Genomic DNA, 21,198 nt, shown 5'->3' on the forward strand with positions numbered 1-21,198 from the left:
AATGGCTTAGTTCGCGCCTAAATAAGCTGCTAGATCTTCAGACCCCCCAATCAAGTTGCCTTCAACGAAGACTTGCGGAACCGTTGAAGCACCCGTGACTGCTCGTAAAGTCCGAGGGCTAGCATCGCGCCCTAAAACAATTTCTTCGTAGTCGAATCCGCGATCGCTCAGCATCTGCTTCGCTTTTGCACAGAACGGACAACCAATTTTAGTAAACAGTGAAATTGCTTTGGGCTTCTCGGCTGTTTCATTGATGTATTTCAGCATCGTATCGGCATCCGATACTTTGAATGGATCGCCCGGTTCTTCGGGTTCGATGAACATTTTCTCGATCGTGCCATCTTTCACCAGCATGGAATACCGCCAGGATCTCTTCCCAAATCCTAGGTCGCTTTTATCGACCAACATGCCCATGCCATCTGTGAATTCGCCGTTCCCATCCGGAATCATCCGAATGTAGTCTGCGTTTTGATCTTTGCACCATTCATTCATGACAAATGCATCATTGACAGAGATGCATACAATGTCATCGACTCCATTCGCTTTGAACACTTTTGCCAGTTCGTTATAGCCAGGAACGTGCGTAGATGAACAGGTTGGGGTGAAAGCTCCGGGAAGTGAGAACACAATCACGGTTTTTCCTGCAAATAACTCGTGAGCGGTCACGCTGACCCACTCATTGTTCTCACGAGTGCGGAATGTGACATCTGGAACTTTTTGCCCTGAGCGATCGACGAATGCCATAACTTTTTTCCTAGCGGTTATTAACTTTACTCTTAAATCGTACTCGGAATGACTTCGAGTTGTCAAGAAAAAAGATGAACGTGTGTAGCAGTCGTAGATTCGGGTAGGGATGGAGCGCCATTTCCCCGACTCTCCACTCCCCTAACGTGCAAGATCCTCATCAATCCATCAGAAGTGATAGAGTACGAGCGTTCATTCCGATCAGCCCGAAGCCAGACAGTAGCAAGAGATTCTGTCAAATTATTTGCATCAGAGTTTCTTGAGGTGTGGTAACTATAGATTGGCTTTCTATCTCTGTTCGAGCCGATGACTCAAGCCCCTGATCCAAATAATCGCCCCCAATCTCCTGCCCGTCGCCGGTTGTGGCTCACGCTGCTTGGACGAGTCGGACTCCCGATCGCAGTTCTGGGTGCAGTCGGAATTGCGTACGGAATTTGGTATGGGTCAAAATTTGTACAAGAAGATCTTGCGCCGCTCGTTCAGAATAACTTGAGTGAATTGCTCGATCGTCCGGTGGAATTAGGACGAGTTGAGCGCTGGTCACTCACCGGATTACAGTTTGGCAAAAGCTCGATTCCAGCCACAAAAAATGATCGCGATCGCGCCTCAGTCGATCAGGTACAAGTCGGATTTAATTTGCTGCAAGTCTTGTTGGCTCGCAAATTGAACTTGGATATTACCTTAGTTCAGCCGGATGTGTACTTGGATCAGGAGAAAGATGGAGCCTGGGTTAAAACTCAGATCAAAGCCCAGGAAGAAGAAGGATTTATCAAAACTGAGCTTCAGAGAATTCGCTTCAAAGATGCCAATGTAGAACTCGATCCATTTCCAAAAGCTCGTCAGCAAAGAATTCCCGTCACATTGACGCAAATCGAAGGCGTGGCGAATTTCTTTGATAACAGTCGTCGGATTGCTTATGACTTAGATGGCAAATCGACAAAAGGTGGCGAGTTTGATATCAAAGGCGAAACCATTGTCAAAAACGGCTTGAATTCTAATCTCGACATTCGAGGGCAAAATTTTTCAGTCACGGAGATCGATCGCTTAGTCAAACTTCCGATTAATTTACCGCAAGGTCGAGCGAATGGGGCGGTCAATGTTCAGATCCGACCCGATCAGCGCACGATCGTCAAAGGTAGCGCCAGTTTCAAAGATGTCACCGTTCAGATTCCACAACTTCCACAAACGTTTGCGAAGTCAGCCGGAAATCTACAAATTGATGACACCTTAATCACACTAGAGCAAACCACCACTCAACTTGGAAAAATTCCAATTACAGCAAACGGCAAAATCGATACTGAGAAAGGTTTCAATGTTGCTGCCGAGGTGAAAGCAGTCAGCGTTGAAGATTTCTTTGACACGTTCAACGTCGAACTGCCTTTTGCGGCGGCTGGTGAAGCAACCGCAGAGGTAAAAGTGACGGGAGCAGTGAACGCTCCCGTGATTACAGGTCGAGCGAGAACGACGAAAATTGCCAGAGTTGATCGCATTAATCTCACACAAGCCAGCACTGATTTTCGTCTAGATAGTAAAACTCTAAATCTTGCTCTGAATAACATTCGAGCCATTCCCGAAGTCGGCGGAGAAGTGGTCGCAAGTGGTGCGATAGATTTAAATGCGCCACAGTCGATCGCAATCAATTATCAAGCTCGCAATCTTCCTGGAGATGCGATCGCGAAACTCTATAATTCTGGAACTTTACCGATCACAGTTGGACGGGTGAATGCCCGTGGGCAGGTGATTGGACGCTTAGATCAAGTGCAGACGATCGCTCAGTTTCAAGCCCCCGAAGCCACTTATCCAGGTGTGGGTGAAGTGGTCGTGACAGGCGGCAATACGATTGTCCGCAATGCCGTGTTCCAAGTCGCAGGCGGAACGCTCACGGCTCAAGGTCGCACGTTGAATGGACGTTGGCAAGGAACTGTACAAGCCTCAAATGTACAAGCGAGCCAGTTTTCACCTCAGATTCAAGGTGTCATTAATGGAAATGCTCAGCTTGCTGGATCATTAACGAATGTTAGCCCAGAAAATATTCAGGCACGGGGACAAGCTCGACTGACCAATGGGAATAGTTTTATCAATGCTGACTTTAATGCGATCGCGGGACGATGGCAGGCAGACACTCAGATTGCAGGCATTGCGCTGAGACAGTTTTCACCGGATCTCAGAGGAGATCTGAGTGGGAATGTCAGAGTTGCAGGATTGATCAACGATCTGCGTCCCGATGCAATTCGCGCAGATGGACAAGTGAGATTGTCTCAAGGCATTTCATTGATTGATCAGCCGCTCGTGGCGCAAGTCAATTGGGATGGTCAAAAGCTCAACATTCCCCAAGCAACGGCTCCAGGATTTCGTGCAAATGGCACAATTCTGGCAAATGTGCAGGGAACTCCTCAAATCACAGGCTTGGATTTGAACATTCGAGCCACGAACTATGCTCTGTCTAATCTGCCCATTCCCCGTCCGCCTGTGACGCAACTGACGGGTGCAATCGATTTAGTCGGACGGATTACGGGCACGCCGGATAGTCCAAACGTGGTGAGCAATGTTGCGGTCAAGAACTTTTCGCTGAATGGGATTACGTTTGATCCATTGCTAAGAGGAACATTAAATCTGTTACCCAGAGGCTTTGATCTCAAAGTAGCAGGCATTCAAGATCGAATTGCATTGGATTTAGATCCCACCTTCCGACCGCGATCGCTCAATGTTCAGCGCGGGGCATCGACCTTAGCCGGAAAGACCGTTGGCAATGTTTTCCAAGTTGCGATTAATCAATTTCCGATCACTGGACTTGTTCTACCTGGAGTCAATCTCGCGCCTTATGGTGGCATCGGTGGAACTTTAGCGGGAACACTCAACATTGATCTCGACCAATTGCGCGTCTTGAATGGGAGAGCCTCGATTCAGAACTTCCGGCTCGGCTCTTTCCAAACCGATGTAGCTGCAACAACGTTTGTCAATCGCAATAATGTCTTTGAATTTAGCGAGACCGTGCTGACGAGAGGAGAAAGTCAGTACAGAATTTCCGGCAATGTAGACTTGAGAACGCAACCGAGATTTAATGGTGAAATTGCCATTGCCCAAGGCAGAATCGAAGATGTACTCGGTGGCTTACAGTTCTTCGATCTGCAAGATTTTACACGGGGCGCACAGCCTCCAAGTTACGATCGCGCATCTGCTCTGAACCCTGTGCCCGTTGGCAATCCTCAAGCTCCTTTGTTCGATCAACTGCGCCGCTTTGCTGAAATCAACGAGCTATTGAAGCTCAACGCTCAAGCCATTCAGAACAATCGCATTCCTCAAATCGCTGATCTACGCGGAAACTTCGGTGGAACGATTAAAATTGCAGCTTCCCTGGATCAAGGCGTTCAAGCCGATTTTGATCTCAGAGCACAAGCGGTTGAATTCCGCCCTTATCCCTCATTCTTGACCGTGACAGAGGGCAAGCTGCAACCGAACAACGATCGCGTACTCAAAGCGGAGAGTGTGATTGCCCTCGGCAGGCTCGACAATGGCATTGTCACTCTAGAGCCTTTAAGAATTCAATCTGGGGATTCTCAAATCAATCTAACCGGGCAGTTTGGGGGCGAAACGCAGTTCGGACAGTTGGAAGCACGCAACTTACCGATCGCGGCGATTGAACCGTTCTACCCGCTGCCGCTCGGGATTGATGGCAATCTCAATGCCAGTGTCACCGTCAGTGGATCGCGGACAAATCCCTCGGCAGTTGGACAAATTCAAGTCACAGATGGTTTCCTCAACGGCAAAACAGTTGAATCTGCGGTTGGCAACTTTAGCTATACCAACTCTCGACTGAGCTTTGGCAGCAACATTGGCTTAGTTGCGACTGAGCCGATTTTGATTGAAGGCAGTTTTCCGTACCAGTTCTTACCCGATAGTGTTCGCCCTGATAGTAGTGATATCAGCCTGAATGTCAATGTCAAAAATGAAGGCTTAGCCGTGCTGAATGTCTTTGTTCCACAGCTTGCCTGGCGAGGGGGACAAGGAACCGTCCAACTGAATGTCAGTGGAACCTTGCTGCGTCCGAGAGTCATTGGATCAATTCAGGTTGCCGATGCCACAATCGAAGCAACTGCGCTGCAAGAACCAATTACAGGCTTAACAGGAAATATTCAACTGAATGGCGATCGCTTGACGATCGACAGTTTGCAAGGACAGTTCAACCAAGGACAACTGATTGCCAAAGGAACCTTACCGATTTTTCTAGAAAGTAGTGCTGATCCAGAAAATCCGTTGCAATTAGTCCTCGATCGCTTAGCTATCAATCGTAAAGGACTGTATCAAGGCGGAGTGTCGGGTAATATCACAGTCACCGGAACTGCCTTTGCACCCGAAATTGGTGGACAAGTTGAACTGGCAAATGGACAGGTTCAACTCCCAGATAATGCTGCGAGTTCTGCTCAACCACCTGCGAGTCCTAGTCAGCCGGACAATCAGACAAATCTAACCTTCAGAAACTTAAACATTGTCTTAGGCAATCGCCTGCAAATTGTCAGCGCCCCCTTGATTAATTTTCTGGCAACTGGAACCTTGAGCGTCAATGGCACGCTGAATGCTCTCAGACCGGAAGGAACAGTGCGCCTGAGAAGTGGACAAGTGAATCTGTTTACAACGCAATTTGTATTAGAGCGAGGCTATCCTCAAACGGCGGTGTTTGAGCGCGATCGCGGGCTAGATCCGATTCTGAATATTCGGTTAATTGCTTCTGTACCAGAAGTAACGCGCAGTCGCATCGCCACACCTGGAACCGCAGAATTTACAGACGATTCACTCTTTGCTTCGAGTCTCGGCGCATTCCGAACTGTGCGAGTTCAAGCGAATGTGACAGGACCTGCTAGCCAAATCTTTCAGAATCTAGAACTCACGAGTAGTCCTAGCCGAAGCACGAGTGAGATTGTTTCGCTGATTGGCGGGGGATTTGTCAATACGCTTGGACGGGGAGATAGTCCGTTAGGAATTGCTAACCTAGCAGGCTCAGCGTTGTTAACGAATATTCAAGGCTTTATTGGCAATGCGATCGGACTCAGCGATTTTCGATTGTTTCCCACGTTATTGAGAAATGAAGAGCGACGAGAATCGAGTCTTGGATTAGCCGCGGAGGTGGGAGTGGATATCACTCGCAATCTTTCTGCATCAGTATTGCGAGTGCTGACTGCGGATGAACCCACTCAATTCGGTCTTCGTTACCGCATTAACGACAATTTCCTGTTCCGAGGCTCAACAGACCTCTCTGGTCAAAACCAAGCCGTACTAGAGTACGAACTGAGATTCTAGAGGAACGTCCGGACGCGATCGACGAGTTGATTCGGTCGAATCACACCTTCGATCTTATCGACTGGCTGGGATTCCTTGAATAAAACCAGGGTGGGTAATGCTGTGATGCTGTACTGACTAGCGATTTCAGGATACTTATCTACATCGATCTTAACGATTTTTACTGTGCCGTCTAAATCGTCTTTTGCGAGATCGAGAAACCCTGACATCATTTGGCAAGGACCGCACCAAGTCGCGTAGAAGTCTACAAGAATCGGTGTCTCTGAACCCGTCAGTAATTCCTCAAAGCTGTTAAATTGCTGCTTTGTAGCCATTTGAGCCTATTTGCCTCCAATACCGTGTTCTACTACACTAGCGCGTCCAGTCAAAACCGTCTCAACAGAGAGAGTAGAGATTTATGAACGAAGAAGCACCCTAGTACTCATCTACTAAATCCATCAAAATTTCATGCTAACAATGGCAGAGAGGCAACTCTCTGCCATTGTATCCAGTTCTCTACCGAAGTAGTGCTTTTACTAGCTTTGGATGTAACTGTTCGGGATCAAATTGCGGTTCATTGGGCGGATAAAGCTCTTCTTCCGCAAAAGCAAACCCGTATTCCTGACTGAGCGCGACTAGTTCTTTTGCCCGCTCACAGGTTTTCAGTTTTTCTTGGAGTTCAGCATTCGTTTTCGCGGTTTGGGCAAACGATTTGATTTGATTTGCAGCCATGTTGACCTCTTGGTTTGTCTTTCTACAAATATCGAATCGCCCCGTCCGTTTCTGATTTTAAGCAGAACTTCCAGCGATGGTGCATCAATTTCTATTAAAAAATTGCTGCTAAATCAGAAGAAGCATGAATTTCTAAAACTTAACGCCCTAATGCACCTTTGATCATATCGAGGAGACTCGTGCCACCAAACGCGATCGCGAGCAAAATCGAAGACGACAGAATAAACCCACACACGCAGAGAACGAGTCCACCGAGACTAATGGCTCCGTCATCATCTAGCAAGCCAAAGCCCGTGACAAAGATCCCCATCGCTGGCAGTGTATTGGTGCCGGGAATAGGAATCATCATCGAAATTGACATCAGAGAGATTGCTAAGCCAATGACTGTGCGACCAGGAAGACTGGTACAAACCTGAGTCAAGCGCGGACGAGAAATCGATTCAATCCGTCGTAGCCAAGGCAATCCTACTTTGAGGACTTGGCGAACTTGCTTCAATGCAAAGCCATGATTCTGCCAACTGTTGGGAAACCAAGGTTGATCTCGTCCAGCTAGCAACTGTACAGCTAATAGCAACATCGCAATTCCAAAAGGAACCGAATAGCCTGGAGCCGGAATCGGGAGAGCAGACGGAAACGACAGCAGCACAAAGAGAAACCCAAAAGTACGCTCTCCTGCGAGGTCAAGAATGTCGTTCAAAGTAACTTTGACATCGCTAGAACGGTGATCGGTTGGAGGATTTGAGGAGTGAGCAATGAGTTCGCTAGCGTCAGGTTGCTGCCAACGATCGTTGTCAAAGAAAAATCTTTCAAGTTCGCTGGAAAGGGTAGCCATAAGGATTCTGCGAAGGATGGGGTGTAGTTATAAAACGCCGAGACAGACGAGACAAATCTACAAGACTTGGGCACAAACTGACCTAGCGATAGGAATATCCCTTGCAAATCTTAATTTGAAAAGATCCTTAAAGACAAAAAAGACACAATTTCGCTGATCATGCCTTGACGATAAATTCGCCGTCTTCTTCAGCAGAAATTTCCGGAGGATCTAAGGTTCAAGTCGATCTTTGATATATCCAATAAGCCGAGATCAGCATAATTCATACCGATCAATCCTATGAAATGACTGTGGCAGTTACTCAAGACAATAGCTTGACCCTAACACGACTGCCAATTTGACTTTGAGAGTCTAGCCAATGTTGATTTGGAGAAATACGATGAAATCTTTCATAACTACGATCGCTGTGTTTGGCTCTGTCTGCTCAATGCTAGTTCCTCTGGTACAGACCGAGACTGCGATCGCCGCTCCATCTCTGCTTCATCTGAATCAATCTGTACGCATCCAGCCTCAAATCTTAGCCTTTACAGATATTAGCGGTGTTGATGGCGAAACTGAAATTCGCCAACTTGCCCAATTAGGCGTTCTCGAACCCGCTTCTGGTGGGTTTCGACCCCGATCTTCGATTACACGGGCTGAGTTTATCACTTGGTTAGTCAAGTCTTACAATGCCTTGCAAACGCACAACGTTCGCAAACCGACGCTGATTCGCCTGCCGGATCGATCTCGTTCTGCCTTTCGGGATGTTTCCCCCTCCCATCCTGCTTTTCGGTACATTCAAGCGGCTTATGATGCAGGATTTCTAGCGGGATATGAAGATGGGACATTTCGACCAGATGCGGTCTTAACCCGTGAAGAGATGATTGTCCTCAAATCGCCTGTTGATTCTCGCGGTAGTGGCAATAGCAGCCGTTCAGCCGAAAGCTTGCGGAACTTCATTCAGCGAACTAAAGGATTTCAGGATGCCGATCGCATGAGTGAGCGTTACCTCACCCATATTGCTTTTGATCTGGGCAATGCTGCGAGTGGAAGGAATTTTGAGCGCGTCTACGGGGCGAGATCCCGCTATGAACCGCAAAAAGCTGTCAGCAGAGCCGAGGCAGCCGTTGCGCTCTCTCAATTTAGACGAGCTGGAACAGCCGCACAGGCGATCGAAAAGCTCAATCGCAGATAGTTCATATCCATTGAAACAGCATTGCGGAGTTACACAAAGCTGAGACAGACGATACAAATTGAAACGATTTGGGTAGGAACTGACTTGTGAGGTGGACTATCTATCGCAAGTCTGAATTTGACAACGGGAAATCGCAGTTAGAGCAATCCGGCTGAGCAACTGATGCGCGCGAAAAGGCGACAAACTCTTCCAGTGAGAATATATTGATTAGAGTTGATACCTATAGTGGCTTGCTCCCTATGAACTCCGTCGTCTTTGAAATCCTCATTATCCTGGTGCTGATCTTTGCAAACGGTATCTTCGCAATGTCAGAAATTGCGATCGTATCGGCTAACAAGATTCGACTTCAGCAGCGCGCCGAGAACGGAGATACCAAAGCAAGAACAGCACTTGCCCTAGCAGAATCGCCCAATCGCTTCCTCGCAACTGTGCAAATCGGAATTACACTTGTGGGGATTTTTGCAGGTGCATTTGGGGGAGCCACTCTGTCTGAAAAGCTCGCTGAAGTGCTGCGAACGATTCCTGCCGTTGCACCGTACAGCCAGGGATTAGCGCTCGGTATTGTTGTCGCTTGCATCACCTATCTTTCCCTCGTAATCGGAGAACTCGTACCGAAACAACTGGCGCTCAATGCACCAGAGCAAATTGCTATAAATGTTGCAAAGCCAATGCGATCTCTCTCAAAGTTCGCTGCCCCGATCGTATCTTTGCTCAGTTTGTCCAGCGATACCTTGATGCGGCTTTTAGGAGTCAGACCTTCGGAAGAGCCACCCATCACTGAAGCAGAAATTCAGGTTTTAATCAGCCAAGGAACCCGAGCAGGTACGTTTCACGAGGCAGAGCAAGAAATTGTTGAACGAGTGTTTGAGCTAGATGATCTGATAGTAGGCGCATTGATGACCCACCGCCGACAGATTGTATGGCTTGATGTGAACCTGCCAGATGCGGAAAATTTAGCGCGAATCAACAACAGTGTGTATTCACGTTTTCCTGTCTGTCAGGGAGATTTAGATACAGTTTTGGGAGTTGTGAAAGTGAAAGAACTCTTCACTCGCTCTAGCACGGGTGAATCGATCAATTTCACTACTGCTTCCAGTGCCCCCCTGTTTATTCCTGAGAACACTCATGCTCTAAAAGTTTTAGAGCTATTTAAGAAGTCAGGACAGCACATGACCTTTGTCGTCGATGAATATGGCGCGATTCAAGGATTAGTCACGCTGAATGACATTATGGAAGCGATCGTCGGTGATTTGCCGTCTGAGCATGTCGAGAATCCGCAAGCGGTGCAGCGTGAAGATGGTTCCTGGTTACTGGATGGAATGTTGTCGATCGAAGAATTCAAAGACCTCTTCGACCTAGAAGATCTACCCCAAGACGATCATCAGTATCACAGTCTGGGCGGCTTTGTGATCACGCGATTAGGACATATTCCGGTTTCTGCAGAACATTTTGAGTGGAACACTCTGCGGTTTGAAGTGATGGACATGGATGGCAATCGTGTGGATAAAGTGCTGGTGAGTCAGCGAAAAGACGGCTCATCTGCAATCTGAGACAAATTTTACTAGAAGGCAAAACCGAGCATCATCATAAAGATTCTTGAAAACATCGAACAAATTAGTAAATTTGTTCGATACGATTGTTGAGCAATTTGAGGACAAAACCGGAGTAGTGCAGATGTCAAATGTTGCCCAAGGTCGCTGCTTATGCCAAGCTGTCAGCTTATCTACGACGAAGATGAATCATCAGATTGGAGCGTGCCACTGTAGGATGTGCAGAAAGTGGGGTGGAAGCGCTTTACTTGTGATCGACTGTGAAAGCGAGGTCAACTTTGAAGGCACTGAAGATATTAGCATTTATCAATCCTCCGACTGGGCAGAACGCGGCTTTTGTCGAAACTGTGGTACTCACCTCTTTTACCGATTGAAGCAGAATCAACAATACTTTATTCCTGTGGGACTGTTTGATGATGCAGAGGATCTGTACTTCGAGCATCAGATTTTTATTGACGAAAAGCCCGACTACTACTCTTTTGCAAATGAAACGCACAATATGACAGGTGCGGAATTTTTTGCACAGGTTGCATCAGAGCGGCAATGAACTGCTCGATCGAATGAGTTAAAACATCTATAGCAGCCTTAGACCTGTTGTGAAGTGGGGAGTAGGGAGTGGGGGGATTGTTCCTTTAGTGGCTCTCTACTCCCTATTCATTTGAGCATTCACAACTCAAACAGCAGTGCTTCGTCAATCTCAATTGAGTGCCTAAATTTAGATGGGCTTGACTTGGCTCAATTCATGACTTAACTGCTGATGAATCTTGCCGTTCGTCGCCAAAATTCTTCCGGTCTCAAGTTGCACAGGCGACTGGTCGTAAGCTGTCACAAGTCCCCCCGCTTCTTCAACTAATACAACTCCCGCTGCCATATCCCACATTGACAATCCCCGCTCCCAGTATCCATCCAATCGCCCACAAGCCACATACGCTAAATCCAACGCTGCCGCTCCATCGCGACGCACGCCTTGAGTTAAGTGGGTCAAATGACAAAACTCAGCATAGTTCGTATCCGAAGTTTGACGGCGATCGTAAGCAAATCCTGTGACTAGCAGGCTCCGGTCTAATTCTTGGGTCTGAGACACCTGAATGAGTTTCCGATTTTGAGTCGCGCCTAATCCCTTTGCGGCTCGAAATAGCTCTTGATGAATCGGGTTATACACCACTCCAACCTGCGGCACACCTTCAATCAATAACCCGACTGAAACCGCCACAAAGGGATATTGATGAGCATAATTCGTCGTGCCATCGAGTGGATCGATCGCCCAAAGAAACTCGCTTTGTCGATCGCCCATTTGCCCGGACTCTTCTGCCAGAATCGGATGATCGGGCACATGCCGCTTCAAGACTGCTAAAACTGCATCTTCTGCTGCCTTATCTGCCTCTGTGACCAAATCCCCCGGTCGTCCTTTCTCCCGGATCTCTTGGAGATTCCCCCAATACTGTTGCAAGATTGCTCCAGCGGAAAGCGCTGCTTCGGTGGCAATATCGAGAAAAATTTCCAGATGACGAGAATTCATAAATTCGTGTAATTGAACCGTCAAAATCATAGATCATACTGGGCAGTTGGTGGGGAGGGTCAGAAACAACCCAAGTAAGATAAAAACAATCTGTGATACCTCGATCGATGAATCTCGAAACTCTACTCGAACAAAATCGTTTAATTCGCGCGATCGGCTTTGACGATGCTCCTTTTATTCGTAAATCTGAGCATCCTGTGCAAATCGCTGGAGTGGTCTGTGCGGGGACTCGATTTGAGGGAATGGTTTGGAGTGAGATTCAACCGGATGGGTGGGATGCGACTGAGACAATCACAAAGGTTTTACTCAACAGCAAATTTTTACCGCAACTGCACATTGTTTTACTCGATGGGATTTCGCTGGGTGGGTTCAATATTGTGGATTTGCCGACTTTATCGAACGCGATCGCGCTTCCTTGTGTGAGTGTAATGCGACGATATCCCAAACTCGAAAAAGTAGAATATGCTTTGAAACGACTTCCTGACCCTGAACGTCGATTAGCCATGATTGCTCGTGCCGGGACAATCTACGAAGCTCATCCGTTTGTCTTTCAAGTTTGTGGTGCAACTCCAGAAATTACAGCAAAAGTTCTCACGCGAGTCACGGATCGAGGGCATGTTCCTGAACCTTTGCGACTTGCACATTTGATTGCTTCTGCTGTGATGAAAGGTGAGAGTGGCAAGCAAGCATAAGTTTGGGAGATGGGAAGTTAGCGACGGAAGCTGAGGTTATCGCTGGTGCTGCCGCCATAGTTTTCAGTAGTCAAGCCATACATCAATCAAAAGCTGATAGGCTATTTGAACTACTCTCTCAAGATAGTCCGTGGTCAAAAAAGCTGATATTGGTGGTAAACGTCTCATTAGTCTGGCACCGACTGCTTGGGTGCAATGGGTGACTCAGCAACCCGATGTGATTGCTCAAGAAATCCTCGGATCTGATTTTCAGTGGGTCAGCCGAGAAAATGATGTTTTGGTTAAAGCTTACAGCCCCACTCAGGGAGAGTTTCTGATTCTCAATGAGTTGCAGTTGCGCTACAACGACAAGTTGCCTGTGCGAATGCGAGCCTATGCAGCCCTCGCTGAGGAGAAGTATAGCCTCCCGACCTATCCGGTTTTAATCAACATCTTGCCCCCCGCATCTACAGTCACGATTCTCGATCGCTACGAGGCGAACTTCATGGGGCTACAGTCGCGGCAAGATTATCAGGTCATCAATCTGTGGGAAGTGGAAGCCGCGATCGTGTTTGAGCAATCGCTGAATGCGCTCTTACCGTTTGTGCCTGTGTTGAAGAATGGTGGGGAGACTACAGTGGTACAGCGAGCCTTGAATCAATTGCGCGGGGATCAGCAATTGGTGGAATTGGAATCATTACTGGCATTTTTTGCTAGTTTTGTGTTGGGAAGTGAAGTTGTTCGGCAAATCATGAGGTGGGATATGGCAGTATTGCGAGAGTCACCCTGGTATCAAGAGATTTTGCGAGAAGGGGAACGGTTGGGAGAACAGCGAGGAAAACAGGAAGGGCGACAAGAAGAAGGTCGATCGCTGATCTTAAAACAACTCGCCCGTCGAGTCGGTGCCCTTTCACCAGAAACAACTGCCCAGGTTGAGGCATTGTCGATCGAGCAACTCGAAGAATTAGGTGAAGCATTATTAGATTTCACGCAGATCGAAGAGTTGACAGCTTGGTTAGACCAGAACGCCTAAGAGACAGAATCGGCGGCAAGTGCTAAGCCACAAAAATCGCCCTCAGATGTGTCTGAAGGGCGATCGCGACATTCGAGATGAGCTAGCTTTCTAGAAAAGCGATAGCATTCCTAAATTGATCGTGAAAGACACAGTCTGTCGTGCCCCCTAAATCCCCCAAATTTGGTAGACTTCAAGCCAAAGCGTTTTGGATTCTCAAAGTCCCGCATTCTGGGGAACTTAGGGGGCGCTCCCAGATTTCACACCTCAAATCAGATGCAAGACAACCTACCGTGTAAACATCAGGCGATGAAATTGGATAGGCACGGTAGGAAGGCATGTAGAAATGTTCTGTCTAAGTCGTTAAGCCTTGGAAATCTGTGCCCAATTTGGAGGAGTATAGTCTGAGTTCATTGCTCGATCGACATACCCTGCTAAATTCGGCAAAGCTTCACTCGCAATCTCTCGCTGAAGAAACTGATTCAGCTTTTGCTCCCAATCACTCGGATAATCTCGAATCACAGGATGCCGAACTGCGATCGTTTGATATTCCGCAGCTTCAATATTCAGAATCATATCCAGCTTCAGAATCGCCAGAGGACGAATAAATAACCCGATCGCAGCAAGCTGAAACCCTTGATCGATTCCTTTTTGCCGCAAGACTCGAACAAACTGTGCGCCGTTGGGAATTCCATAACAAATTTGACTGCGATCGAGAATGGCTTCGACTTCAATGTTGTAGCCTTGGGTCAAGCCTGCCTCTAGAGTCATGCCATCATATTGCTGCTCTGGATGCGGCAGGTAAATTGTAATTTGCTGCACAGATCCATCCGTTGCATTAAGCTGACGTGTGAGATATCCCACATGACTTTCGCGATCGCACAAATGAACCAATGCCATATTCAAGACATATTGCTCGAAGCGGGGAATGCCTAATAGCGTGAGCATAATGCTCCTCAGAATTTTGTAGGGTTGACGAGCGATCTACTCGGATGTTCAACACTCAGGCGATTGCTCCCCGCGACAATCTCTCGAACCCTTGCTGCTTCCGAAGCTGCAATTATACTGAACCTTATGTGCGATCGCGCTAATCCTACAAGTCTCTTAAGGTTTACTCTTGCGTCAAGGTAACCAGAGCGATGGAAGAACGCGACTTGCCCAGTCTCTCAGCATCCGGTTTGTGGTGCGAGCAATATCGATATGAGGCTCATCAGGTTCAACTGGAATAATCGGTGCAGGTGAACCCATTCTGAACTGCTCAATCACTCGATTCGCAGCCTCAAGCCCAGTCACATACGCTTTTTCCTGTGACCAAGACCCATGCCGAGTAATAATCCAATCGCCACTCATCAAGAGATTCGCGATGCTCGTCGTTCCCGAAAGCATCGACTGATAGCTTCCAGGAGCGAAGTGCGTCACTGCTTTCGAGAGTCGAATCACACTGCTATCTATGACTTTCGCAGTCCGAAACTCAGGCACACAAGTTGCTAGATCGCGATGCACTTTCGCAACAATGTCTGCATCACTCATCGGCAGCAGTTGATTCGCATGATAAAAATCTGCTTCAATCACACTACCAGGCTGATCTTTCCATTCGTCATGCAGCGCATTCAGATCAAAGAATGTCCAGCCTGTTGTGTTATCAAACCCAAAGCAAGCATTCGAGGGTAGAGGAGCAGACACTTTACGATCGAACCACAGCCGAGTTGCTAAGACATCGATCGCACTTAAATTCATCAAGTTACAAAATTCAGGAAACTGACGCAAAGTTGCACTACTGCTAACAATCTTTTGCATCCCAGTAATCCCAACTGAAAAGATCACGGCATCTGCTTCAAATACCTCTTCTCCACATACAACCCCAGTTGCTTTTCCATCTTGGATGATCACATCGCTGACGCGCTTTTGAGTCAGCACTCGCCCACCAGCAGTCTCAATTTGTTCAACCCAAGGACGAAAGATCTGATCTCCCACAGTGCCCCGACACCAAACCACATCAAAATCAGGCTGATGCGCCAAAATAAAGTAGTACAGCATTCCTAAAGCTGCTGCTGCCGAACATTGTTCTCCCGGTGCAAATAATCCCACCAGTAACATCGGCTCAAATGACTCTTTGTACAGCCGAGCAGAGACTCCAAACTGTTTGAAAAGCTCACGAGCAGTGACCGAATCATATCGCTGCCATGCTTCATCTGAATTATCAAAATCAATCACCGCATAAAGCAATGGCAAAGCAGACAGTCGATCGCTTAAAGGTAATCGCTTAAACCGAGTGTACAAAAACGTACCTAAAGGCGTAGGTAGACGAGGCTCTTGCTGAAAAATCGGAGACTCGACTTCTAAACCATTCGGAGAATATTGCGAAGAGCGAGTCCAGTCCGTAAAAGGCTGCAAGCCTAACTGTTCAACCAGCGAGAAAATATTGCGGTAGGGATACCAGAATCCATGGATTCCCGCTTCGACCGATCGACCTTGCGCCGTTTTCCAACCTGCAACCAGTCCACCTGGATACCCGCCTGCTTCTAAGAGCGTGACATCATACCCTTGTTTTGCCAGATGATAGGCTGAACCTAAGCCAGCCCATCCTGCTCCGACGACAACGACTTTGGGAGATTTCTGAGTTTGATTCATCGATCGAGTTTCGCTAACCGCTTTCACAGCATACCAAGCTCTGCTGGCACACCATCAGGTAATCTTCCACTGATCGAGTAGAAAAGCGTATTCAAAAGCAATTTCTTTTAATCGCTCATATCGTCCCGATGCACCACCATGTCCGGCTCCCATGTTGGTTTTTAAGAGTAAGATGTTTGTGTCGGTTTTGAGATCACGGAGCTTTGCTGTCCACTTTGCAGGTTCCCAGTAAGAAACACGCGGATCGTTTAAGCCAGCAGTTACAAGCAACGCAGGATATGCCTTAGCTTCAACATTATCGTAAGGCGAATAGCCTTTCATATAAAAGTAAAACTCTCGTTCATTCGGATTGCCCCACTCTTCCCATTCTATTGCTGATAAAGGCAGCGAGGTATCTAAAATCGTGGTAACGACATCAACGAAAGGAACTTGTGCGATCGCGGCTCGAAACAAGTCTGGACGCTGATTAATCACCGCTCCAACGAGCAATCCACCCGCACTTCCGCCAGAGATTGCTAAATGATCGCTATCTGTCCAACCTGCTTGAATCAGCGTTTCTGCACAGGTAATAAAATCACTGAAAGTATTCTGCTTTTGCAGAAATTTTCCATCTAAATACCACTTGCGCCCGAGTTCCGAACCGCCTCGAATATGCGCGATCGCGAGAACTACGCCTCGATCGAGTAAAGCTAATCGAGTAGACGAAAAAACATCTGGATAGTTAACGCCATAAGAGCCATACCCTGTCATCAGTAAAGGATTTTGACCATTGCGATCGAGATCTGCTCGATACACGATCGACAATGGAATCTTCGCGCCATCGGCTGCGATCGCTTCGAGTCGTTCACTCTTGTACTGAGTGCGATCGTAGCCACCTAAAACAGGGGTTTCTTTCTTAAGTTCGCGGATCTGTGTGTCGAGATTGTATTCAAAAATCGAAGATGGCGTAACTAGCGAAGTGTAGCCAAACCGAAGAATCTGCGTATTGAATTCTGGATTGATCGATTCTGAAATTTCGTAAGTGGGTTCGGGAAATGAGATGCGATGTTCTTCCTGCGTGGAAAGTTTGCGCACGCGAATATTCGGCAGTCCAGATTCGCGATCGTAAATGACTAAATGATCGGCAAACGCACTGATACCCATTAAAAATACATCTTCATGATGTTCAATCACTGTCTTCCAATGTTCAACGCTCGGATTGCTCACCGGAGCTTGCATGAGTTTGAAATTCAGCGCGTTGTCATTCGTCAGAATATAAAAGGTATCCGTATGATGCTCAATTTCATACTCAATTCCAGTCTCGCGGGGACGAATTAGGCGAAACTCCCCATTCGGATCATTCGCATCGAGATAGTAAACTTCCGAGGTAATGTTACTACCTAAACTCAGAAGCAAATACGCTTCACTCCGAGTTTTATCAATACCGAGGAAATAAGAATCATCTGCTTCATGAAACAGCAGTTGATCCGACTCTGCGCTCTGACCTAACTGATGTCGAAATAGCTTGTACGGGCGATTTACAGCATCAATTTGAGCATAGAAAACCGTTTGATTATCATTGCCCCAAGTAAAAGAAGCAGTATCAGGAATCGATTCGGGATACAGTTGATGAGTTGCTAAATCTAGGAAAAATAGGGTGTAGCGTTCTGCACCTGTTGTATCGATCGAATATGCCAATAATTGATGATTTGGACTAATTTCAAACCCGCCTAAGCTAAAGTACTCTGTCCCTTCAGCTAGTTGATTTTGATCAAGAAGTATTTCTTCGGGCGCATCTAATGTTTGATATTTACGACAGTGAATCGGATAAGCTTTTCTAGTTTCAGTGCGCGTGTAGTAATAAAACTCACCATAGCGGTAAGGCACTGATAAATCATCTTCTTGAATCCGCGAGAGCATTTCCTCGTAGAGTTGGGTTTGCAGCGATTCTGTATGCTGCATTCGTGCTTCAGTGTAAGTATTCTCTGCTTCTAGATAGGCGATGACTTCAGGATTGTCGCGTTCTCTCAACCAAAAATAATCGTCAATGCGTTCATCTCCATGCAGTTGATGCACATAGGGATGCTTGGGCGCGATTGGGTAGGACTGTTTCATTTTAGGCACACAGAGAAATGACCGAATTAAATTCTAGCGATTTAAATGAGAATTGAGGTCTGGCTTGGGTTGGAGGACAACATTTGCGGCAATGTTCACTCAATGTTCACCCAAAGGAACTCGGAGATCGCGCAAGCGTGACTTAAACTAGAACCGTCTGTTTCAACCAAATTGCACTGAATTGTCATGACTACCTTTGTGGGCAAAGCCTTGCAAAACGGGAAATACACCCTGGATCAAGAACTCGGACGAGGCGGTTTTGGCATCACCTACCGAGCGACTCATCATTGGCTCAATCAAGTCGTGGTGATCAAAACGATCAATGATGCGCTGCGTCAAGATCAGCAGTTTGCGAATTTTCAACATCAGTTTCAAGATGAAGCAAAACGGCTTGCGATGTTTGTTCATCCGGGGATTGTGCGAGTCAATGACTTTTTTGTGGAAGATGGTTTACCGTACATGGTCATGGACTATATTCCAGGGCCAACTTTAGCGCAGGTGGTGTTTCCGAATGCGCCATTACCCGAATCAACCGCGATCGCGTATGTTCATCAAGTCGGAGCCGCATTGAATGCCGTCCATCATCTCGGACTGCTGCATCGCGATGTGAAACCTCAGAACTTGATTCTGCATCAAGTTACAGGGCAAGTCATTCTGATTGATTTTGGTACAGCGCGCGAATTTTCTCCGGGGATGACTCAAACGCACACGAGCATGTTTTCCGAAGGCTATGCTCCGATCGAGCAATATCTGCCCCAAACCAAACGGACAGCCGCGATCGATGTGTATGGACTTGCTGCAACGCTGTATTCTCTAGTAACGGCTCAGGTTCCGATCGCGTCCATTTTGCGCGATCGTCAACCGCTTCTAGAACCGCGCGAATTCCGTCCTGATTTAAGTCCGAGAGTCAATCAGGCCATTCTACGAGGCATGGCGCTAGAACCCCATCATCGTCCTGCAACCATGAATGAATGGCTAGCCTTGCTCCCAGACTCTGAGAAACCATCTGTTTCAGTGCCATCGATCAGATCGGTTCCGGCTGCCAGTACACCCATTAGCCAGGTTGCAACGGTTGCCATTAGCTCGCCTCGGGGCGATCGAACAAATATTCAGACCCAGCCGCCAGTCGTGCAGCCCCAGAACCAAAACTGGCAGCCCTGGCTTTGGGGTGGTCTTGCAATGATAGGACTAGTATCTGGCAGTGTTTTAGCAAGCCGATTTACAAGTCAGCAATCGGTTCCCGTACCTCCGAGATCGACTGAATCGCCGCTCGCTGAACCGTCATCTCGTCCAAAACAGAACTCTGAAAAAATAACTGCGCCTTCGGTTGTCCCGCAAGCCAGCCCAAAAGCGACTCCGAACCAAACGCCTGTCCCAACTCCTTCTCCCTCTGTCACACCAGAAGCGGAATCTGATCCGCTCCCTCCTGTCACGACTCCGGAGCCAGAACCCCCGACGAGTCCTCCGGTTGATCCGGAGCCAGCTGCAAGTCCGACACTCTCACCGTCCCCAACTCCCGCACCCGAGGTTTCTCCAGCTTCGGGACAATCTGGTTCGGGACAGGAGAGTAAGAAAGAGCAGAAAGAAGAAAAAAAAGAGGAGCGCCGTGAGGAAAAACAGAAAGACACAAATTGAAATGCGAGGTCGTCGTTGACTGGATTCATGTTTTGGTGGGGAGTGGGGAGAATCTAAACTTAGAGTGCTCCCGATCGCCCTATCAGATGTATTGGGGTGAACGATTAGCTCTGTTCATTCTCAGATTGAAGTATGGGAATGAGTGCTAAGATGAACGGCAACGATAGATTGATCGTTAGTAAGCGAACTAGATGTCCTGCTGTAATAATTTCAGGATCTTGCTGCAAGCTCAGTGCTATCCAAATCATTTCAGGCGACCCCCCTGGAGACGCAACAAGTAGGCAAGTGAGCCAATCCCATTGAGTGAGAGATTGAATAATCAACGCAGCGATCAATGCAGCGATCAACATTAATACCACTGGAACAATAGACCGCACGATCGATAAAATTTTCAACTTTGGATTAATTCCCCAATATTCACCAATCGTAATTCCGAGTAAGATTTGACCGATCAGATTCAAGAAAATCGGGAGTTGAAAATCGAGTTGAGCAATCGCTGGAAAGCTCAATGACAAGACCTCAAACATCAGCCCAACCGCGATCGCGCACAGAAAATTTGCGATCGGAATTCTCAACTTTGTTCCAAAATAAGCAGCAATGAGCGCAATTCCAATAAATAAGCACGAAGTTTGGAGATCAGTCCAAGAAATTTTGATAATACTTTGAACGATCGCAGAAATCTCATCATTGCTCGAACGAGTAAAAGCCACATTTGCAAGCAGAGGCATTCCAGCAACAACCGTGGTAAATCGCATGAGCTGAACCAGAGAAACTAATGCTGTATTCTGGGTGTACTCTGCGGCAATACTTGCCATGACTCCAATGTTTCCGGGAGTCGTTGCTAATAGTCCGGTTAATAAGTCAGTCTTTTCAACTCGCGAATAGATAACGCCAATCAATGCACCCGCCAGCATCAAAAACACAGGCAAGCCGAGAAAGACGAGCAGATGAGCAGATAATGCACTGAGATTGCGATGTTGCAGCGATAACCCGATCGTTAAACCGATGAGTAATTGACCTGCTTTTCGAGCATTGCGATTCGGTTGAATCGGCTCATGAGTCAAGGCTCGATAGCTAGAAATCACGATCGCACCCGCCGCAATTCCGCCAAGCATCCAAGCGACACCTGTTAATCCAAGCACGACCAGCCCAAACCCAATGAGTACGGCTAGAAACCCTTCGATCGCCAGAATGCTATAAACCTCGACCCATCGGTTTAGAGCCGTCGCTTTCAGTCGCTCAGAATTTAGCACAGGTGCAACTCTCCAGAAATAACACTGAGCACTAGAGAATTCCGAGTTCTTGTGAAACTCGGAATTCTCACCTCATT

16 protein-coding genes are annotated in these 21,198 nt (G+C 47.4%); 7 read left to right on the plus strand and 9 right to left on the minus strand.

The genetic code is table 11. The features are described from left to right. Nucleotides 1-6: 6 nt before the first annotated feature. Nucleotides 7-744 carry a glutathione peroxidase gene (locus ACMUEV_RS26240; protein ID WP_017286135.1) on the minus strand — a complete coding sequence of 246 codons (738 nt, stop codon included), beginning with the start codon at nt 742-744 and terminating at the stop codon, nt 7-9. Between the two features lie 306 nt (nt 745-1,050). Here ACMUEV_RS26240 and ACMUEV_RS26245 point away from each other — a divergent pair, with 306 nt between their 5' ends. Next, nucleotides 1,051-6,039: a translocation/assembly module TamB gene (locus ACMUEV_RS26245; RefSeq protein WP_190653724.1), complete on the plus strand. Its 4,989-nt coding sequence runs from the start codon at nt 1,051-1,053 to the stop codon at nt 6,037-6,039. Here the strand turns inward: ACMUEV_RS26245 and trxA are convergent. The 3 genes from trxA to ACMUEV_RS26260 form a co-directional block, all read right to left on the minus strand. Continuing rightward, on the minus strand, nt 6,036-6,353 hold the full coding sequence (gene trxA / locus ACMUEV_RS26250; RefSeq protein WP_017286133.1) for a thioredoxin: 318 nt from the start codon (nt 6,351-6,353) through the stop codon (nt 6,036-6,038). The genes ACMUEV_RS26245 and trxA overlap by 4 nt on opposite strands. Before the next feature lie 181 nt (nt 6,354-6,534). Then, nucleotides 6,535-6,750 carry a Nif11-like leader peptide family natural product precursor gene (locus ACMUEV_RS26255; RefSeq protein ID WP_017286132.1) on the minus strand — a complete coding sequence of 72 codons (216 nt, stop codon included), beginning with the start codon at nt 6,748-6,750 and terminating at the stop codon, nt 6,535-6,537. 139 nt (nt 6,751-6,889) lie between these two features. Further along, nucleotides 6,890-7,582 carry an exopolysaccharide biosynthesis protein gene (locus ACMUEV_RS26260; protein ID WP_199329762.1) on the minus strand — a complete coding sequence of 231 codons (693 nt, stop codon included), beginning with the start codon at nt 7,580-7,582 and terminating at the stop codon, nt 6,890-6,892. A 379-nt stretch (nt 7,583-7,961) separates the two neighbouring features. Here ACMUEV_RS26260 and ACMUEV_RS26265 point away from each other — a divergent pair, with 379 nt between their 5' ends. From ACMUEV_RS26265 to ACMUEV_RS26275, 3 genes are all read left to right on the plus strand, one after another. Further along, nucleotides 7,962-8,756: an S-layer homology domain-containing protein gene (locus tag ACMUEV_RS26265; protein ID WP_197693292.1), complete on the plus strand. Its 795-nt coding sequence runs from the start codon at nt 7,962-7,964 to the stop codon at nt 8,754-8,756. A 239-nt stretch (nt 8,757-8,995) separates the two neighbouring features. After that, entirely contained in the window at nt 8,996-10,306 is a 1,311-nt protein-coding gene (locus ACMUEV_RS26270; RefSeq protein ID WP_017286128.1) for a hemolysin family protein, read from the plus strand. Between the two features lie 124 nt (nt 10,307-10,430). After that, nucleotides 10,431-10,853, plus strand: coding sequence for a GFA family protein (locus ACMUEV_RS26275; protein WP_026148393.1), 423 nt, complete (start codon nt 10,431-10,433; stop codon nt 10,851-10,853). Nucleotides 10,854-11,021: 168 nt separating this feature from the next. Here the strand turns inward: ACMUEV_RS26275 and ACMUEV_RS26280 are convergent, their stop codons facing one another. Continuing rightward, entirely contained in the window at nt 11,022-11,855 is an 834-nt protein-coding gene (locus ACMUEV_RS26280) for an inositol monophosphatase family protein (RefSeq protein WP_415354699.1), read from the minus strand. A gap of 77 nt (nt 11,856-11,932) precedes the next feature. On the opposite strand from ACMUEV_RS26280, the gene ACMUEV_RS26285 reads away from it, so the two are divergent. Next, a complete protein-coding gene (locus ACMUEV_RS26285) occupies nt 11,933-12,517 on the plus strand; it encodes a DUF99 family protein (protein ID WP_190653726.1) in 585 nt (194 codons plus the stop codon). A 130-nt stretch (nt 12,518-12,647) separates the two neighbouring features. Next, nucleotides 12,648-13,529 (plus strand): DUF4351 domain-containing protein, encoded by an 882-nt coding sequence (locus ACMUEV_RS26290; protein ID WP_190653727.1) that lies wholly within the window; start codon nt 12,648-12,650, stop codon nt 13,527-13,529. A gap of 342 nt (nt 13,530-13,871) precedes the next feature. On the opposite strand, the gene ACMUEV_RS26295 is transcribed toward ACMUEV_RS26290, so the two are convergent. The 3 genes from ACMUEV_RS26295 to ACMUEV_RS26305 form a co-directional block, all read right to left on the minus strand. Next, nucleotides 13,872-14,456: a hypothetical protein gene (locus ACMUEV_RS26295; protein WP_017286123.1), complete on the minus strand. Its 585-nt coding sequence runs from the start codon at nt 14,454-14,456 to the stop codon at nt 13,872-13,874. A gap of 174 nt (nt 14,457-14,630) precedes the next feature. After that, nucleotides 14,631-16,166: an FAD-dependent oxidoreductase gene (locus tag ACMUEV_RS26300; RefSeq protein WP_415354700.1), complete on the minus strand. Its 1,536-nt coding sequence runs from the start codon at nt 16,164-16,166 to the stop codon at nt 14,631-14,633. Between the two features lie 27 nt (nt 16,167-16,193). Beyond that, nucleotides 16,194-18,233, minus strand: coding sequence for a S9 family peptidase (locus ACMUEV_RS26305; RefSeq protein WP_190653728.1), 2,040 nt, complete (start codon nt 18,231-18,233; stop codon nt 16,194-16,196). A 186-nt stretch (nt 18,234-18,419) separates the two neighbouring features. On the opposite strand from ACMUEV_RS26305, the gene ACMUEV_RS26310 reads away from it, so the two are divergent. Further along, a complete protein-coding gene (locus ACMUEV_RS26310) occupies nt 18,420-19,868 on the plus strand; it encodes a serine/threonine protein kinase (RefSeq protein WP_190653729.1) in 1,449 nt (482 codons plus the stop codon). A gap of 104 nt (nt 19,869-19,972) precedes the next feature. Here the strand turns inward: ACMUEV_RS26310 and ACMUEV_RS26315 are convergent, their stop codons facing one another. Further along, on the minus strand, nt 19,973-21,121 hold the full coding sequence (locus ACMUEV_RS26315) for an AbrB family transcriptional regulator (protein ID WP_190653730.1): 1,149 nt from the start codon (nt 21,119-21,121) through the stop codon (nt 19,973-19,975). Nucleotides 21,122-21,198 lie beyond the last annotated feature (77 nt).

This window comes from Leptolyngbya sp. FACHB-1624, from assembly GCF_047649235.1.
In the GTDB taxonomy this organism is placed as follows: domain Bacteria; phylum Cyanobacteriota; class Cyanobacteriia; order Leptolyngbyales; family Leptolyngbyaceae; genus Leptolyngbya; species Leptolyngbya boryana.

Coding starts and splice junctions, on each gene's coding strand:
- ACMUEV_RS26295 (WP_017286123.1), bottom strand. CDS start 14,456: ATGCTCACGCTATTAGGCATTCCCCGCTTCGAGCAATATGTCTTGAAT.
- ACMUEV_RS26280 (WP_415354699.1), bottom strand. CDS start 11,855: ATGATTTTGACGGTTCAATTACACGAATTTATGAATTCTCGTCATCTG.
- ACMUEV_RS26285 (WP_190653726.1), top strand. CDS start 11,933: ATGAATCTCGAAACTCTACTCGAACAAAATCGTTTAATTCGCGCGATC.
- ACMUEV_RS26245 (WP_190653724.1), top strand. CDS start 1,051: ATGACTCAAGCCCCTGATCCAAATAATCGCCCCCAATCTCCTGCCCGT.
- ACMUEV_RS26310 (WP_190653729.1), top strand. CDS start 18,420: ATGACTACCTTTGTGGGCAAAGCCTTGCAAAACGGGAAATACACCCTG.
- ACMUEV_RS26255 (WP_017286132.1), bottom strand. CDS start 6,750: ATGGCTGCAAATCAAATCAAATCGTTTGCCCAAACCGCGAAAACGAAT.
- ACMUEV_RS26260 (WP_199329762.1), bottom strand. CDS start 7,582: ATGGCTACCCTTTCCAGCGAACTTGAAAGATTTTTCTTTGACAACGAT.
- ACMUEV_RS26240 (WP_017286135.1), bottom strand. CDS start 744: ATGGCATTCGTCGATCGCTCAGGGCAAAAAGTTCCAGATGTCACATTC.
- ACMUEV_RS26270 (WP_017286128.1), top strand. CDS start 8,996: ATGAACTCCGTCGTCTTTGAAATCCTCATTATCCTGGTGCTGATCTTT.
- trxA (WP_017286133.1), bottom strand. CDS start 6,353: ATGGCTACAAAGCAGCAATTTAACAGCTTTGAGGAATTACTGACGGGT.
- ACMUEV_RS26275 (WP_026148393.1), top strand. CDS start 10,431: ATGTCAAATGTTGCCCAAGGTCGCTGCTTATGCCAAGCTGTCAGCTTA.
- ACMUEV_RS26265 (WP_197693292.1), top strand. CDS start 7,962: ATGAAATCTTTCATAACTACGATCGCTGTGTTTGGCTCTGTCTGCTCA.
- ACMUEV_RS26305 (WP_190653728.1), bottom strand. CDS start 18,233: ATGAAACAGTCCTACCCAATCGCGCCCAAGCATCCCTATGTGCATCAA.